Source organism: Mucilaginibacter sp. L3T2-6, from assembly GCF_030519355.1.
Classification (GTDB): domain Bacteria; phylum Bacteroidota; class Bacteroidia; order Sphingobacteriales; family Sphingobacteriaceae; genus Mucilaginibacter.
The window spans coordinates 41,049-56,135 of record NZ_JAUMKC010000013.1 but is presented as its reverse complement, the minus strand read 5'-3'; the positions used below and the strand labels follow the sequence as shown (position 1 = coordinate 56,135).

Genomic DNA, 15,087 nt, shown 5'->3' with positions numbered 1-15,087 from the left:
TGCATCTTAAAAAAAAACGTTTAGCTTTGGTGGTTCAACCTTCAGCTTAACCTAAGCTTTGAGCTCTAGCTCCTACCCCTTCTTAAATTTATCGGCCAGTGCCTTCAGCATATCATCATTAACGGGAGTCGCCGGTGTATCGTCTTTCTTTTTAAACGGGCGATTATCATATCGCGGCTGGTTATTGGTACGAGTATGGTCGGGTTTGTGGAACTCACGTTTAACAAGATTTTCTGCAGGCTTATTTTGCGCGGGTCCATCCAGTGGTTTTGAAGGCTGCTGTTGTTGTTTTAAAACCCGTTCAGCGTTCTTTTTGGCATTCCAGCGGGTGTATATCTGCTCTAACTTACGTTTAGTGTACAGCGGAAAATCACCCTGCATCATCCATGAATAATAGCTTGGTTCAATCCTGAATACATCTTCAACTGTTTTGCCCTTGTGCTTGCCGAAGTTAAAGGTTTCTTCCCCGTTCTCATTGTAAACCATTCGTCCTGCAAAATCAACAGGCTTGCTCAGGTTGGTAAAATGGTGCAGCGCTTCTATATCATTTACCACCGGAATGGTTCTATTTCCTTTTTTGTCCTCCCACTCCACATTTTCATATCGTGCTATCTGGGCAAGCAACACCTCCATGGTAGCCCGGGTGTCTGCCTCGGCGGAGTGTGCGTTCACAATCTCTTTATTGCAGTAAAACTGATAGGCAGCCTTCAGCGTACGTTGCTCCATCTGGTGAAAAATATTCTGCACGTCAACAAAATGACGGTTATCCAAATCAAATAAAACATCGGCACGCAAAAACTCTTCCATCAGCATAGGTATATCAAACTTATTTGAATTGTAGCCTGCCAGATCGCTTTCGCCTATAAATTCAGCCACAGCAGCAGCCAGGGCGCCAAATGCAGGCTCATCCTTCACATGCTCGTCATAAATTCCATGCACCAGCGACGATTCCAGCGGAATAGGTATACCGGGATTCATGCGCCAGGTTTTCACCTCTTCACTGCCGTCAGGATGTAGTTTAATAACCGACAGTTCAACAATACGGTCGACGCCCAGGTTGGTTCCGGTCGATTCAATATCGAAAAAGGCAAGAGGACGTTTTAAGTTTAATTTCATTTTAAAGCTATGTTTTACCGGCATCAACAGTTCGCAAGTGTCGCTGCCATTGCATCTGCCTACAGGCAAAGGTCGCAAAAGTCTTAAAAAGAATCTGAACTATAAATTTTTAATTTATTTAATTTTAAAGATAAAAGCATTATTTTGTAGCACCTGATTTTATTTAAACAAAAAATATGAAAAGACCTTTACTCACATTTTCCTTCGTACTAATTGCTGTCATCTTCTCACAAGCCCAGGATTTCCGCTTTGGCCAGATCACCACGCAGGAGATGAACATGAAAAACTATAAAAATGATACATCTGCGCACGCCGTGGTATTGAATGAATTTGGAAAATCAACGATAAATATCGGCAGCGACGATAATATCAAGCAGATTTATGAGTATCACGTAAAGATCAAAATATTCGACCCAAAGGCATTCGATAAAGGCACTGTAAAAGTTTTGCTATACAGTAACGACAAAAATGAAGCTTATGAGGACATATCCGACATCAAGGCTATCACTTATTACAAGGATGACAACGGCTTTACCCAAAAGGCAGAGCTTGAGAACAAAAAAATCTATCCGGTAAAGGAAAACAAATATTGGGCAAGCGCCAAATTTGCTTTGCCGGGTTTGCGTCCGGGTTGTATAATTGAATACAAATACAAAATAGAATCCTTTAGATGGGATAAAATCAGGACCTGGGAATTCCAGGACGATATACCAAAAATTTATTCGGAATTAGAAGTACATATACCTGCGTTTTTCACCTTCAATGCGTCGATAAAGGGTTACCTGAAACTTACAAAAAATAAGGCAGAGGTAGAAAGCAAATGTTTCGAAACTCATGGAGCCAGTTGTGATTGTTCGTTAATAAACTATGGAATGGCTGATATACCGGCTTTTAAAGAGGATGATTACATGACGGCGCCGAAAAATTTCGCATCGGCTATAAATTTTGAATTGGTTGAATGGCAAAGCCCATATGACGGGTTGAAACATAAGCAAACTAAAGAGTGGAGAGATATAGACTATTCTCTGAAAACCGACTACTCATTTGGGGGCCAATTGAAGCGAAAAAGTCTGTTTAAAGATAAAATCGCGCCTATGATTGCCGGCAAGACCGACGAACTGGCTAAGGCGAAAGCCATTTACCAGGGCTGGCAAAAATGGTTTAAATGGGACAATTTCATAGGCATTTATAGTGACAATATCAGCAGAGCCTGGGATTCGCACAGCGGAGATGTGGCATCTATAAATCTTTCGTTATCCGCGGCTTTAGCTGCTGCGGGCCTTAATTCGGAGGTGGTTTTGTTATCACTGCGCGATAATGGAGCAATCAATACGTTATATCCTGTTGTTAGTGATTTTGACTATGTAGTGGCGAAAGTAAATATCGGCGACCAAGCCTACCTGCTGGATGCTACTGATCCGCTGCTGCCTTTTGGCGTATTGCCTTTTAAATGCCTTAATGATAAGGGAAGGGTATTCAGCTTAGACAAGCCTTCATACTTTATGGATATGAGCCTTCCGCAGCGCGAAAAAAGCGCCTATATATTAGACGTGACCCTAACTGATGATGGTAAGCTTAAAGGTACCCTGACTAACTATTCTACCGGTTATGAAGCCTACAAGCGCAGGGTGGAAATTAAAAAATACAATAGCACCGATGAATATGTAGAAAGCCTGAACAACAGGTTGCCAAAGTGGAAAATCACCAATGCTAAAATAGATAATATCGACAGCCTGGACATGCCGGTGGCTGAGCATTACAGCGTTGAAATAAAAGTATCTGATAAGCCGGAAGACGCCAGCAAACTTACCTTTAGCCCGTATTATATCGGCAGGCGCAGCACCAACCCGCTTAAGTTGGATGAGCGCTCCTTCCCTATCGATATGGGTATGGCATCAGAAGATCGTTACACGTTGATAGTACACCTGCCGTCTAACTATATGGTGGAAACGCCACCGCAACCAATTTCTTTGGCAATGCCAAATAATGGCGGCAAATATTTGTCGAGCTACCAGCCCGGCGATAATTCGTTCAGCTTCGTTTATCTCACGCAATTCAACAAATCGGTCTACGGGGCAGAGGAATATCCATCTGTGAAAGAGTTTTTTAACAAGATCATACAATCGCAAAAGGCCGAGATGGTTCTTAAAAAGAAATAATGAAACGACCGATAGCCGCTTGCTTCTTTGCAGTGCTGACATTTGCAGCAAAAGCACAAAAAAGTTACGATGCAAGCCTGATACCGAAAGATTTGCTGCCCTACGCAAGCTCTGTGGTGCGGGATGAGGAAATAACAATAGAGGTAAAGGATTTAGATAATGCTATATATCATGTTAAGAAAGCTATAACAGTTTTAAATAAAAATGGCGATGAAGACGCACGGATAGTAATTTATCACGACAAAAGCGATGTGATCAGGGGTGTAAAAGGTACTGTTTACGACCAGTTTGGCAAGCAAACCGAGAAATTTTCAGAAAGTAAGTTTGATGATGTAAGCGTAGGAAGCGGCTCATTATTTGATAGCATGCGCGCCAAGCATTATCTGCCGCCTGTTACCGATTATCCATATACGGTGGCCTATGAATACGAGGAGAGGTCAAAACAAACATTGAATTTTGACCCATGGATACCGAATGCCGGCGAAGGCATCGCTGTTGAAAAAAGCACATTTACCTTTATCTGTAACCCCGGTTTTAACATTAAGATTAAGGAGAACAACCTGCATGACAAAGTAGTTACCGGCCTTAATAAAGACGGACAGAAAACTTACACCTGGCAGGTAAATAATCTTAAAGCGCTCCGTTATGAACCGTTGAGCCCCTATTTCAGAAACTATGCGACCAGCGTTCAAATAGCACCGGAAAAGTTTGCTTACTATGGTTTAAAAGGCTCATATACCAACTGGAACGACCTGGGTAAATGGATAAGTGATAAACTGATGGCCAACCGTCAGGCTTTGCCCGCGCAGACTATTGAGCATGTGAAGGAAATCACCCAAAATATCACTGACCCAAAGCTGAAAGCCCAAAAGATATATGAATACATGCAATCGAAAACGCATTACATCAGTGTACAGGTTGGTATTGGCGACTATCAGCCATTTTTAGCATCGGATGTAGATCAGCAGAATTATGGAGACTGTAAGGCGCTGGTAAATTACACCCAAGCACTGCTGAAAGCCGTAAATATCGACTCGTATTACTGCATAGTTAAATCGGGCCGACAGCATAACGTCAGCCTGCTAAGCGATTTTGCAAGCATGGGTCAGGCCGACCACATTATTTTATGTGTGCCTTTTAAAAATGACACCACCTGGGCCGATTGTACCAGCCAAACTATACCTTTCGGCTATTTGGGCGACTTTACCGACGACCGCACTGTGCTGGCGCTGACGCCAGAAGGGGGTAAACTGTTGCATACGCCAAAATATCCGGCGGCGCTAAACCTGGAAAAACGTAAAGCAGAGTTCGTTATCAATGCAGACGGAGAACTATCAGGATCAATGTCCACTGTATTTAAAGGAACGGAATATGAAAACCGGGACGAATTGCTAAAGGAGCAAACCAGTGAGCAATATAAAATGGAGCGAAAGAATTATCCGATTAATAATATGGATATTCAACACCTTGAAATTAAGCAAGACAAAGGCTTTGATCCATCTACCACAGAGACCATCAGGATGCGTGCCCGGGACTACGCCACCTTCCAGGATGGGAAATATTACTTCCTGCTCAACCCCGCCAATCGTGAAACTTATGTACCCAGGCAAGTGCGCAACCGATTAAACGATGTCAACATTACCCGCGGTGTTACAGAAGAGGATGAGGTGACCTATACCGTTCCGCCAGGGTACAGGCTGGAAAAACGTGTTTTGGACGTGAACCTTGATAAATCATTCGGTAAGTTTACTGCAAACATGGAGCTAAAGGGTGATAAGCTAACCTATAAGCGCAAATTTCAGCTGATAGGCGGCACTTATGATAAGTCTTTATACCAGGATGTGGTAGATTTCTTTCAATCAGTAGCCGATGCGGATGAGTATAACGTGGTATTAGTGAAAAATTAGTATTGGATCAACTAAAAATAATAATGCCCAATATAATCCCTACAATCATGATTACATACAATAGTATCTCGGTGGTGGCAAAGCGCTTATATTTTGTCCAGAATGAATAGCGGTTATTTGGATCAGCCATAATGGCGCAAAAATACCTATTAAATATTTATTTTAAGCTATTGAACTCACATGCCCTGGTCAGAGTTGGCATAGGCCGTATCTAACTTTATCGATCCGCAGCGCGAAAAATATTTATAGGTATAAGGGTCGTGCAGTTTAGTGATGATAACACCTTTTGAAGAACTGGCATGTACGTAATACCCGTTTTGAAGATATACGGCCACGTGACTGAATTTCTTGCCGTCGTAATCAAAAAACAACAGGTCGCCTTCAACCAGTTCTTCCTCATATTTGCGTTTAATAACGTTTATTTGCTGACTGGTTGAGCGCGGAATATTTATGCCATATACCTGTTGCTCTAACAACTGCACCAGGCCTGAACAATCAACGCCGTCCTTATCTTCGCCGCCGAACTTATAGGGTGTACCCATCCATTGTTCCACAAAAGCATACAAACGGCCATTTTGTATATTGCTTTTATCAACCCCTAGTATAGCCGCATATTTATCTGCAATACTCACGTCCGGTTTTACAATCTCACCCGGCTGCCCGCGCATCGCAACGCGCCTGCTATGGCACGACGACATGATGACCACGAGAACCAATAAATAAAACAGGTAATGTTTATTCATACCGTAAAATTAACGGCAATAGCAATATAGTGATTTGAAGATGTTTTTAACATATTAACATTGAGTGAAGCCCAAAAGTCGGTAAAGCGGGAAAAGTCAGTAAAGAAATGCCTGATACCATATACTTGGCGCCTTGTTATAAAGATAAATGGCAGTTGTCCGATAGCTGGGCAAACCTTGAAAACAAAGCTCAGTTTAGGAGTAATTCATTCCGCAAGCGCGACAAGGTCCCAGCGGTGTTAGGCGCCCGCATTTATTTATTGCAATACCGGCCAGGTTAAGCATGCCTGATCGGTCCGGTTTCTTCTTTCCGGGCACCCCGACTCGTATTTCGGGCTTTCCCGTCTCTAATATCAACTCTTGATCAGCCTTTGTATCTCATCCAGCTTCATTAGCGCCTCGACAGGTGTAAGCGTATTTACGTCGAGGTTGTTTAGCGTGTCGCGTATTTTTACCAAAACAGGGTCGTCGATACTGAACATCTGCATTTGTACGGCCTGCTTTTGCACCTTGCGGATACTTTCCTTGATGTGTTCGCCGCCGGTGCGCTCGTTCTCCAGTTTTTTTAATATCTCGTTGGCGCGGCTAAGCACTTTTGGCGGCATACCTGCCAGCTTGGCAACGTGTATACCAAAACTATGCTCACTGCCGCCAGGCACCAGCTTACGAAGGAATATAATTTGGTGCCCTACCTCTTTTACCGATACGTTATAGTTCTTGATGCGGCTGAATGAATTGCTTAACTCGTTAAGCTCATGATAATGCGTTGCGAACAGTGTTTTAGCGCGTGCTGCAGGCTGGTTATGCAAAAACTCGGCGATAGACCAGGCGATAGAAATACCGTCGTAGGTAGATGTACCGCGGCCGATCTCATCGAGCAATATTAGGCTTCGGTCAGACAGGTTATTCAGGATGCTGGCGGTCTCGTTCATCTCCACCATAAACGTCGACTCGCCCGACGACAGGTTATCCGATGCCCCTACCCTGGTAAATATCTTATCCACTAATCCTATCGACGCTGATTTAGCCGGCACAAAGCAGCCCATTTGCGCCATCAGCACGATCAGGCCGGTCTGCCGCAGCAGCGCTGACTTACCCGCCATGTTGGGACCTGTAATAATGATAATTTGCTGTGTTTCCGAGTCCAGGAAAACGTCATTGGTGATATAGTCTTCGCCCAGCGGCAGATTCTTTTCTATCACTGGGTGACGACCGCCTTTGATGTCGATAACGCGGCTGTCATTAATATCAGGCTTAACATAATAGTTTTTAATAGAAATAGTGGCGAAATTAAGCAGCACATCCAAACGGGCCACCAGTTGTGCATTCAGCTGTATGGGTTTGATATATTCAGCCAGCGCATACAGCAACTCGTTGTAAAGCCGCGTTTCCAGTGCCAAAATTTTTTCTTCGGCACCTAATATTTGCTCTTCATACTCCTTTAATTCAGGCGTAATGTAGCGTTCTGCATTTACCAGGGTTTGCTTGCGTATCCATTCGGACGGCACCTTATCGCGGTGGCTATGCGTAACCTCAAGATAGTAGCCGAAAACGTTATTAAACGAAACTTTAAGCGATGGAATACCGGTTGCTTCGGCCTCGCGGCGCTGAATCTCCAACAAGTAATCCTTGCCACCGAATGCTATTTTACGCAGCCGGTCGAGCTCCTCGTCAATACCATCATTCATTACGCTGCCCTTAGCCAGCAACACCGGCGGTTCAGCGCTCAACTCGCGTTCAATCTTTTCGCAAATGGATTGACATGGGTTTAACTGTTCGGCAATGGCTTTAAGCGGGGTGCTGGTAGACGTCTCGCCCAGTTTCTTTATGGCATTAATGGCCTGTAAAGCCTTTTTTAGCTGGCACACTTCCCGGGGATTAGCCTTCTGTAAGCCAATTTTTGATATCAGCCTTTCCAGATCGCCTATCAGGCGTATGTTTTGCTGGAGGTTTTCTCGCAGCTCTTCGTGTGCTATCAGGTACTCCACCACGCCCAGGCGGTCGCTTATAGGTTTTAACTCCTTCAGCGGCATTACAATCCAGCGGCGCAAGAGCCTCGCCCCCATTGGCGAGCATGTGTGGTCGAGCACATCCACCAGCGTGGAAGCATTTTCATTAGCAGAGCCAACTAATTCAAGGTTACGTACGCTGTAACGGTCGAGCCACAGGTAACGGTCCTCCTCTATCCTGCTGATAGCTGATATATGCTGCAGGTTGCGGTGCTCCGTTTCGTTCAGGTAATGAATAGCCACCCCGGCAGCAACAATGCCCAAATTAAGCCTGTCGATGCCGAAACCCTTAAGTGATTTTACTCCAAAATGCTTTAAAAGTACCTCGGTAGCGTAGTCGCCGCTATAAGCCCATTCATCAAGCGGGTAGGTATAAAATCGGTCGCCGTAAGTATCTTTAAATTCGCGCCCCCGGCTTTTAGGAAAGATAACTTCCGACGGCGAGAAGCTTTGCAACAGTTTATCGATATAATCGCTGTTGCCCTGTGCGGTTAGAAACTCGCCAGTTGAAATATCTATCAGGGCAATCCCCACGCTATTTTTCTCGAAATACAGCGAGGCCAGGTAGTTATTACTTTTTTGGTGCAGTATATTATCGCTGATGGCTACTCCGGGCGTTACAAGCTCGGTAACACCACGCTTTACAATAGTTTTGGTAGTTTTGGGGTCTTCCAGCTGGTCGCAGATCGCAACGCGCTGCCCGGCCCTTACCAGCTTAGGCAAATAAGTATCGAGCGAATGATGCGGAAAACCAGCCAGCTCGATATGGGTAGCTGCGCCGTTAGCCCTGCGAGTGAGCACTATACCCAAAATGCCCGCGGCTTTAACAGCATCCTCGCCAAAGGTCTCATAAAAATCTCCCACTCTAAACAGCAGCAGGGCACCGGGGTACTTCACCTTAATCTGGTTGTACTGCTGCATTAACGGCGTCTCTTTGGTAGCGTCTTTTGCCAAACGTTATGCTCCTCTTTATTAGGGTGGTAAAGTTAATGCATTCCCTGTGGTTTGGCGGCGATGTGGAAAATTCAGAAGAATGTGGAGAGAAAGCGGGATTATGCGGATTTTATAAAGCAAGTTATATTATCACAAGCAGGCAAACTTGCGTTTAGTTTTGAAATTGAAGTTTATAACTCAATTAGTATTTAAAGCATCAATTTCATCTGCCAGCAGCCTATCTTTTTCGGTTACCTTATCGCCGGCATCATGCGTGGAGAGCCATATTTCAACTTTATTATAAGTGTTTGTCCACGTTGGGTGGTGATTGCTTTTTTCGGCGAGCAGGGCCACCCTGGTCATGAATGAAAACGCGGATATAAAATCTTTAAATTCAAACGCCTTGTATAGCTTGCTTTCTTTTTCCTGCCACATGATATCGTGTTTATTACTAGAACCAACCGTTCTTGCTAAAGTTTGCGTTAATTTCAGATATAAACAGTGTTATAACTAAAAAAATTAATCAAAAATATTTTGAAATTAGTTTTATTAGTAAACACTTTTATTTTTAAACAAAAGCATTTGCAATACTGTTGTTTGAATAAAGAATATGAAGATCTACAGAATTTTTCCTGCGATTTTATCTTTTGCAATATTGGCTTTGATTTCGTGCAGTGGCAGCAGCTTCAAAAAACATGCTGACACAGGCGCAGGCAAAACAAAGGGCGATACATCGATTATAAGCCATGGCAAAGCGGATGCTCCGCACGATTCTGTTTCGGGCGACCCGTATTCGAAAGGTACAGATGATCCGAATGCAAAGCTACCTAAGAAGTAAGCAACCGGTTTCTCATTTGTTAGCAGATAGTTGTGACGCAGCATATAGCAATATCATGCCCCTCAACAAAGTTTAGTTTGTGCTTCCTTGTGAGCTCAGCTGTTTTTGCGGATGTAATAGGCGGATGAAGCCATATGGTTTTTGCTTTTAACGGCAATGCGTGACGATTTATGATTTCCTCGTGCTTTTCTTCGGGCCTGAAAATATTCACTATTTCCACCTGTCCCGGCGACCTTTCCAAATTGCTAAAAACAAGCTTATCTTCAGCGTAACTGGTCTCGTAAGATAGCAAAGTGTATTTTTCCGGCGAATAACCGATTACCATAAAACCCGCTTTCAGCAAAGCTAACGGCACAGTTTTATCCGGCCAGTCAATCAAAAGAATAGTTTTTGCGTTTTTAAGAACGTCGAGATGTTTGGCTTCCATGTTAATCGGATAATTTTTTGAGCTTTTCTTTTATCGCCGGATTTTCCAAAATACTCAACGACTTGTTATAAAACTCCGCAGCCTTTGCTTTGTTTTTTTCTAGTGCATAATAGTCGCCGATTGACGCATACACACCGGCACTATTCGGGTAATATTTTGCATTCAGCAAAAAAACTTCCAGCGCACGGCCGCGCATATTAAAGTCAAGACAGTCATGCCCAATACCGTCTAGTATTGCTTCGGATGGAATTACCCTGTACCCCATATTCTCCGACACTTTATCGTAGTGCGCCGTGATACCTGCGGCGACGTCGAACTTTTTGTTGGCATCAAACAGGGCAGATTCCGTTTCCGCAGGCAGCTTGTAGTAGCCAAATAAAAATCGCAGCCCGTCGTATTCGGTTATCAGGGGCGAGGAATTATGATTGTCATCATTATAGTATTTATAACTAAATGTCATTCCGTTTCCCCTGTTTCGCTTAAACTCATCGGCCAGCTTTAAAATAGACCGGATATGGTTTGTTTTTGGTGACGTATCCCGGTGAGCATGCGCGGTGTCGTCGCCCGGAGGCATGGTATTGGCAATGCCCATAAAAACGTATTTACCGGTAAATTTCTTCGTTTTTAATACGTCGTGCGCCTGGTTCAGCAGCTTGTAATTATCCCACCACATACTGGGGTCTACTATAATATAGGCTTTAAATAAATCGGTATGGTTTATCAAAATATTAACTGCGGTGAGTCCTCCAAAGGAGTGTCCTACCAAAACCTTAAAGGGTGCCGCCGGGTATTTTGATTCAATATAAGGCATTAGCTCTTTTTGCAGAAAAGCTGTAAACTGTTCGCCCCCGCCTGATGTTTTGAAGGCTGTGGTGGGCTTATTTTCGTAATCAATAGTACCATTGGTAGGCGTAAGGTCGCGGGTGCGGTCAGTATTGATAATGCCCACCACAATCATGTCCGGGCAAACCATATTGCCGTTAGCTTCGCTCAGGTATTGGATAAGGCCCGAAAAAGACGCGAAATGCTCAGAACCGTCCAGTACATAAGCTACAGGATAGCGCATAATGCTTTTGTCGGCCCCCGCAGGCAGCCTTACCCAAAAAGAGCGTTTTTCATTTAATATTTTTGACTGAATACTATCGGTGTGACCGAGGACAATTGTGTTTCCCTGAATGTCCTGGGCGTTAGTGGCAATGCTTATAACCAACAATGCAAACACGAAAAATTTTTTCATAAAAGCTTATTATCCGTCACCAATTTAAACAATTGAGCGCATAAACCATGAAGACCTGGAAATAGTCCTGTAGAACAGGCAAGACATATTATGTGCTATCTATGTTAAAAAAAGCTTCAAACTGCCATCCTTGCAAATTCCAATTTTATTAATTTACTTTGTAATTCAAAGTACTTTTAATGAAATCACGATTTTCCAAATGGTATTTCCTTTCTGCGATACTGTTATTTACTGTTGAATTTATAATCGGCGCGGACTTCCACGATACCATTGTACGCCCGTACGGGGGTGATTTTTTGGTGGTGATATTGATTTATTGTATCATTAAAAGCTTTGTAAACATGCCACCTGTTACCACGGCTCTCGCCGTATTGATGTTGTCGTACATAGTTGAAATATCGCAGTATTTTCACTTAATTAAATTACTCGGCCTGCAGCATTCCAACCTGGCGAAGATATTGCTGGGCACCTCTTTTTCGTTTACAGATATATTGGCCTATACGCTTGGGATTATTACAGTACTTATAGTTGAACAACTAAAAAATAGTTTGAAAAATTTTTGACCGATATGGAAAAATGTTTTGTAGATAAAAATTCCATTGTAAGGCAAATATGGGGTAAGGCCGATACTGTCTTGTTTATTTTCGCTGGCGCAGCGGCGGAGTTTGCACTTAATAAGGCGGTAGATTGGCTGTACTTTACGGGCCGGCTACCTGCTGACCCGCTCGGACGTTTGTTTTCCACGGTTTCCTATTCCAGCCGTATTATATTTTCTGACGAGGACAGCGCATTAAAGGCTATTGACCAGATCACCGCGATTCATTCGGACGTTGAACAAAATCGCGGGACAAAAATACCCGGCTGGTCCTACCGTGATGTATTGTTTTTACTGATTGATTACTCTATCCGCTCCTTCGAACTACTGGAGCGAACACTTACCGAAAAAGAAAAATCCGAAGTTTTCCGCGTATTCTGTCGCGTGGGCGCCCGGATGAATCTAAGTGGACTGCCAGGGAATTATGAAGAATATCTCATCATGCGTGAAGAACATCTTCAACAAAATCTAACAAACAGCAAGTTTACAATTGATTTGTACAGGCAATATCGCAGGCATCTCGGCCGGTTAAGATATATAATCCTGAAACAAGTGCAGCTAGTTTTAGTACCAGATACGGTGAAGCAGTTATTGCCTGTACGCAAAGCAAGCTGGATTAAACCATTTGTGGTACTTTATAAATTTTTCAGGCTGATAAAAGCCGAAAAAGCGTTCAAGATGGCGCTGCTGCCGGACGCATACAAAACACAAGTTTTGAAAATGGATGTAGCAGATTAAAAACCTTATTTAACCCTATTGTCTTACCACTAATGCGCCACTTCCTGCTTTTCATAAAAGAACAAGCACTATGCTGTATTTTTCCAGTATTGGTTTTTATCTTATTGGCACTGTCGCATTTGTTTACCGGCATAATTTACCGGTATGACTTTATACTGGCAGGCTGTCTTGGTGCACAATACCTGCTCTATACGCTAAAGTTTGAAACGCCGGATGAAGTATTGGTTATATGTGTCTTTCATCTTCTGGGGTTACTGATGGAATTGTTTAAAACCCGCGTTGGCTCGTGGAGTTATCCGGAATATGCGATGACAAAGGTTTTTGGCGTCCCTTTATACTGCGGGTTTATGTATGCCAGCGTAGCCAGCTATATGTGTCAGGCATGGCGCCGGTTAAAGCTGAAGCTTTATAACTGGCCCAACAACAGGGCTGCGCGGCTGATCGCAGTTTTTATCTATCTCAATTTTTTCAGCAATCATTTTATTCCTGATTTCCGCTATCTTATCGCAGTATTTATCATTTATTATTTCAGAAAAGCATTTGTTGAATTTACTATTGAAGGCAGGACTTACCGAATGCCGGTGGTCCTGTCGTATATGCTGATCGGATTTTTTATATGGCTTGCTGAAAATATTGCAACCAGGTTAGGCGCGTGGAAATACGCTTACCAGCACCATGCCTGGGCTATGGTGAACTTTCAAAAAATAAGTTCGTGGGCATTTTTGGTTATAGTGAGCTACATCATCGTAGCCGAATTGAAGACATTTAAACAGATGGAGAACTTGCCCGAACCGGAAAAGAAAAAGATGTGTGAAAAAAATGATGCCCGGCATAAGCAAATTGGGTTAACACCCAATGAGCATAAGCCAGGCATAAATTATAGACAACAATACAGACTACCAGCCTGAACCTTTTTTGGCGTTGCCGTTCTTAATATGTTCTTCGGCAGTTGCCTTGCCCATGATAGCGGCCATTTTGTTACCCTGACCGTCGGTTCCTGTTGCAATGTACCTGCCTGATTTAACGTCAATAACCGGGTCAACCATTGGTACATTTTTAGTTTTTGTTTTTACTGAATACGCAGTAATTCCACTTGTTGTTGCCATGATAAGTTTTGTTTTTTAGAGTAACCCTGTCCAGGGCATTTTTGTTTTTAAATAGGTTTTTACTTTCGATATGGTAGATATCGGATGCCAAGTTATATATTTATGCTTAAGAAACAAATTTAACTTAGCCTTGAAGGCCTAATAGTTATTAACATTACCTAAATTCATCGTTAAAAAACCTGGCCTGGCGAGGCGATTAATCTGGGAAACAAACCTTATTTTTGGTGCTATTGAGAAAATTTACAACTAACTAAAATAACTATCATGAAAAGCAGAGACACCAGTATACTCTACCTGGTTTTAGGAGTTTACTCATTAATGATAAACTGGTATTATAATCACAGCATTATTTACTTGATAATCAGCTATATATTCTGGCCAGTCTATCTCATTTATGAATTATTGATTGGCAACCTGGCACACGGGATGTGGAAGGAAATTCCGTTATCCTATTTTAAATAGGATAAATTGTATGTCGGATCATCTGTCGCCGCCAGAATGTGGACAACTAAAGATAGCAGGCGCAAATGTTAAAAAATGTAAAAAACGAAATACTATGTATTTAATTTAGCTAAAAGTCGTTCCTTTGCTAAATAAATATATATGAAGAAATTTTCACTTATTGCTATTTTATTTTTAGGTATTTTATTTCTGGAGAATTGCAAAAAGGACACTGTTGCGGCAACTGCTACAGCAACAAACAAAATGATTGCCAATATAAAAGATAGTACCTGGTTTACTGATACTGTAACTTCTTCTCTCGTATATAACTCATCTGCTAAAACCAAAACTTTCACCTGCGAAGGCACTGCTTTTAACAGGAGGATAACTATATCGCTCACCAGCGGCAGTTCAAGCAACACAAGCGGCTTCCCGTTAGGAACTTACACTGTTGATGACACACCGAACGTACTGCTGGCATTTTCAACACCCAAAAGGAACAACTCAGGTGCAATTGTATGGGTTCCAAATGGTTCCGTGGCGCCTGGTTCGGGCTCTGTAGTCGTTACCAAGGTTGATTCTACAAAAAATGAGATAACCGGCACGTTTACTTTTACAACCATTGTGAATAACCCCGACGGGAGCGTAAGCGTAGCTAATGTTACCGGCGGTGGCTTTAATAATGTGCCGTACACCTTTACATCTAATTGATTACCCGGCATTAAAATATGTTAAGCGCACATTGCTGCGCTTTTTTTTGATCATCACAGAACATCAATTCCATTTTTTTGCCCGCCCCGGCAGAGATAAAAGCGTAAACAGTAATTTGATATGGTAC

At 42.8% G+C, this 15,087-nt stretch carries 15 protein-coding genes; 8 read left to right on the top strand and 7 right to left on the bottom strand.

What is annotated here, in order from left to right; genetic code table 11:
- Nucleotides 1–72 precede the first annotated feature (72 nt).
- Nucleotides 73–1,116, bottom strand: a complete 1,044-nt coding sequence (locus tag Q3W13_RS15130) for a 3'-5' exonuclease (protein ID WP_302865124.1) — start codon at nt 1,114–1,116, stop codon at nt 73–75.
- 176 nt (nt 1,117–1,292) lie between these two features.
- On the opposite strand from Q3W13_RS15130, the gene Q3W13_RS15125 reads away from it, so the two are divergent.
- Complete coding sequence (locus Q3W13_RS15125) at nt 1,293–3,275, top strand: DUF3857 domain-containing protein (protein WP_302865123.1); 1,983 nt, start codon at nt 1,293–1,295, stop codon at nt 3,273–3,275.
- Nucleotides 3,275–5,182 (top strand): DUF3857 domain-containing protein, encoded by a 1,908-nt coding sequence (locus Q3W13_RS15120; RefSeq protein ID WP_302865121.1) that lies wholly within the window; start codon nt 3,275–3,277, stop codon nt 5,180–5,182. The genes Q3W13_RS15125 and Q3W13_RS15120 overlap by 1 nt, the downstream gene beginning before the upstream one ends.
- 176 nt (nt 5,183–5,358) lie before the next feature.
- Here the strand turns inward: Q3W13_RS15120 and Q3W13_RS15115 are convergent, their stop codons facing one another.
- From Q3W13_RS15115 to Q3W13_RS15105, 3 genes are all read right to left on the bottom strand, one after another.
- Nucleotides 5,359–5,925: a C40 family peptidase gene (locus Q3W13_RS15115; RefSeq protein ID WP_302865120.1), complete on the bottom strand. Its 567-nt coding sequence runs from the start codon at nt 5,923–5,925 to the stop codon at nt 5,359–5,361.
- Nucleotides 5,926–6,278: 353 nt separating this feature from the next.
- On the bottom strand, nt 6,279–8,888 hold the full coding sequence (gene mutS, locus Q3W13_RS15110) for a DNA mismatch repair protein MutS (protein WP_302865119.1): 2,610 nt from the start codon (nt 8,886–8,888) through the stop codon (nt 6,279–6,281).
- 177 nt (nt 8,889–9,065) lie between these two features.
- Nucleotides 9,066–9,302, bottom strand: a complete 237-nt coding sequence (locus Q3W13_RS15105; RefSeq protein WP_302865117.1) for a 4a-hydroxytetrahydrobiopterin dehydratase — start codon at nt 9,300–9,302, stop codon at nt 9,066–9,068.
- Nucleotides 9,303–9,477: 175 nt separating this feature from the next.
- On the opposite strand from Q3W13_RS15105, the gene Q3W13_RS15100 reads away from it, so the two are divergent.
- Nucleotides 9,478–9,705 (top strand): hypothetical protein, encoded by a 228-nt coding sequence (locus tag Q3W13_RS15100; RefSeq protein ID WP_302865116.1) that lies wholly within the window; start codon nt 9,478–9,480, stop codon nt 9,703–9,705.
- A 19-nt stretch (nt 9,706–9,724) separates the two neighbouring features.
- Here the strand turns inward: Q3W13_RS15100 and Q3W13_RS15095 are convergent, their stop codons facing one another.
- Together Q3W13_RS15095 and Q3W13_RS15090 are read right to left on the bottom strand one after the other, a co-directional pair.
- Nucleotides 9,725–10,132, bottom strand: a complete 408-nt coding sequence (locus tag Q3W13_RS15095; RefSeq protein WP_302865114.1) for a CoA-binding protein — start codon at nt 10,130–10,132, stop codon at nt 9,725–9,727.
- Nucleotide 10,133: 1 nt separating this feature from the next.
- Nucleotides 10,134–11,369 (bottom strand): alpha/beta hydrolase, encoded by a 1,236-nt coding sequence (locus Q3W13_RS15090; RefSeq protein ID WP_302865112.1) that lies wholly within the window; start codon nt 11,367–11,369, stop codon nt 10,134–10,136.
- 179 nt (nt 11,370–11,548) lie between these two features.
- Between Q3W13_RS15090 and Q3W13_RS15085 the strand changes: the two genes are divergently transcribed.
- From Q3W13_RS15085 to Q3W13_RS15075, 3 genes are read left to right on the top strand one after another with little or no spacing between them, the layout of a single operon-like run.
- Nucleotides 11,549–11,932: a DUF2809 domain-containing protein gene (locus Q3W13_RS15085; protein ID WP_302865110.1), complete on the top strand. Its 384-nt coding sequence runs from the start codon at nt 11,549–11,551 to the stop codon at nt 11,930–11,932.
- A gap of 5 nt (nt 11,933–11,937) precedes the next feature.
- Complete coding sequence (locus Q3W13_RS15080) at nt 11,938–12,702, top strand: oxygenase MpaB family protein (protein ID WP_302865108.1); 765 nt, start codon at nt 11,938–11,940, stop codon at nt 12,700–12,702.
- Between the two features lie 32 nt (nt 12,703–12,734).
- A complete protein-coding gene (locus Q3W13_RS15075) occupies nt 12,735–13,610 on the top strand; it encodes a DUF817 domain-containing protein (protein ID WP_302865107.1) in 876 nt (291 codons plus the stop codon).
- Here the strand turns inward: Q3W13_RS15075 and Q3W13_RS15070 are convergent.
- Complete coding sequence (locus Q3W13_RS15070) at nt 13,599–13,808, bottom strand: hypothetical protein (RefSeq protein WP_302865105.1); 210 nt, start codon at nt 13,806–13,808, stop codon at nt 13,599–13,601. The two genes, Q3W13_RS15075 and Q3W13_RS15070, sit on opposite strands and share 12 nt — an antisense overlap.
- Before the next feature lie 264 nt (nt 13,809–14,072).
- On the opposite strand from Q3W13_RS15070, the gene Q3W13_RS15065 reads away from it, so the two are divergent.
- Together Q3W13_RS15065 and Q3W13_RS15060 are read left to right on the top strand one after the other, a co-directional pair.
- The gene (locus Q3W13_RS15065; RefSeq protein WP_302865104.1) at nt 14,073–14,270 is read left to right on the top strand and encodes a hypothetical protein; all 198 of its coding nucleotides are present in this window, start codon (nt 14,073–14,075) and stop codon (nt 14,268–14,270) included.
- Between the two features lie 141 nt (nt 14,271–14,411).
- Nucleotides 14,412–14,960 carry a DUF6252 family protein gene (locus tag Q3W13_RS15060; protein ID WP_302865103.1) on the top strand — a complete coding sequence of 183 codons (549 nt, stop codon included), beginning with the start codon at nt 14,412–14,414 and terminating at the stop codon, nt 14,958–14,960.
- Nucleotides 14,961–15,087: the final 127 nt, after the last annotated feature.

Excerpts from the sequence above, each read along its gene's own strand:
- Q3W13_RS15090 (WP_302865112.1), bottom strand. The coding sequence starts at position 11,369 with ATGAAAAAATTTTTCGTGTTTGCATTGTTGGTTATAAGCATTGCCACT.
- Q3W13_RS15080 (WP_302865108.1), top strand. The coding sequence starts at position 11,938 with ATGGAAAAATGTTTTGTAGATAAAAATTCCATTGTAAGGCAAATATGG.
- Q3W13_RS15115 (WP_302865120.1), bottom strand. The coding sequence starts at position 5,925 with ATGAATAAACATTACCTGTTTTATTTATTGGTTCTCGTGGTCATCATG.
- Q3W13_RS15070 (WP_302865105.1), bottom strand. The coding sequence starts at position 13,808 with ATGGCAACAACAAGTGGAATTACTGCGTATTCAGTAAAAACAAAAACT.
- Q3W13_RS15105 (WP_302865117.1), bottom strand. The coding sequence starts at position 9,302 with ATGTGGCAGGAAAAAGAAAGCAAGCTATACAAGGCGTTTGAATTTAAA.
- Q3W13_RS15065 (WP_302865104.1), top strand. The coding sequence starts at position 14,073 with ATGAAAAGCAGAGACACCAGTATACTCTACCTGGTTTTAGGAGTTTAC.
- Q3W13_RS15060 (WP_302865103.1), top strand. The coding sequence starts at position 14,412 with ATGAAGAAATTTTCACTTATTGCTATTTTATTTTTAGGTATTTTATTT.
- Q3W13_RS15095 (WP_302865114.1), bottom strand. The coding sequence starts at position 10,132 with ATGGAAGCCAAACATCTCGACGTTCTTAAAAACGCAAAAACTATTCTT.
- Q3W13_RS15130 (WP_302865124.1), bottom strand. The coding sequence starts at position 1,116 with ATGAAATTAAACTTAAAACGTCCTCTTGCCTTTTTCGATATTGAATCG.
- Q3W13_RS15120 (WP_302865121.1), top strand. The coding sequence starts at position 3,275 with ATGAAACGACCGATAGCCGCTTGCTTCTTTGCAGTGCTGACATTTGCA.
- Q3W13_RS15125 (WP_302865123.1), top strand. The coding sequence starts at position 1,293 with ATGAAAAGACCTTTACTCACATTTTCCTTCGTACTAATTGCTGTCATC.
- Q3W13_RS15085 (WP_302865110.1), top strand. The coding sequence starts at position 11,549 with ATGAAATCACGATTTTCCAAATGGTATTTCCTTTCTGCGATACTGTTA.
- Q3W13_RS15075 (WP_302865107.1), top strand. The coding sequence starts at position 12,735 with ATGCGCCACTTCCTGCTTTTCATAAAAGAACAAGCACTATGCTGTATT.
- Q3W13_RS15100 (WP_302865116.1), top strand. The coding sequence starts at position 9,478 with ATGAAGATCTACAGAATTTTTCCTGCGATTTTATCTTTTGCAATATTG.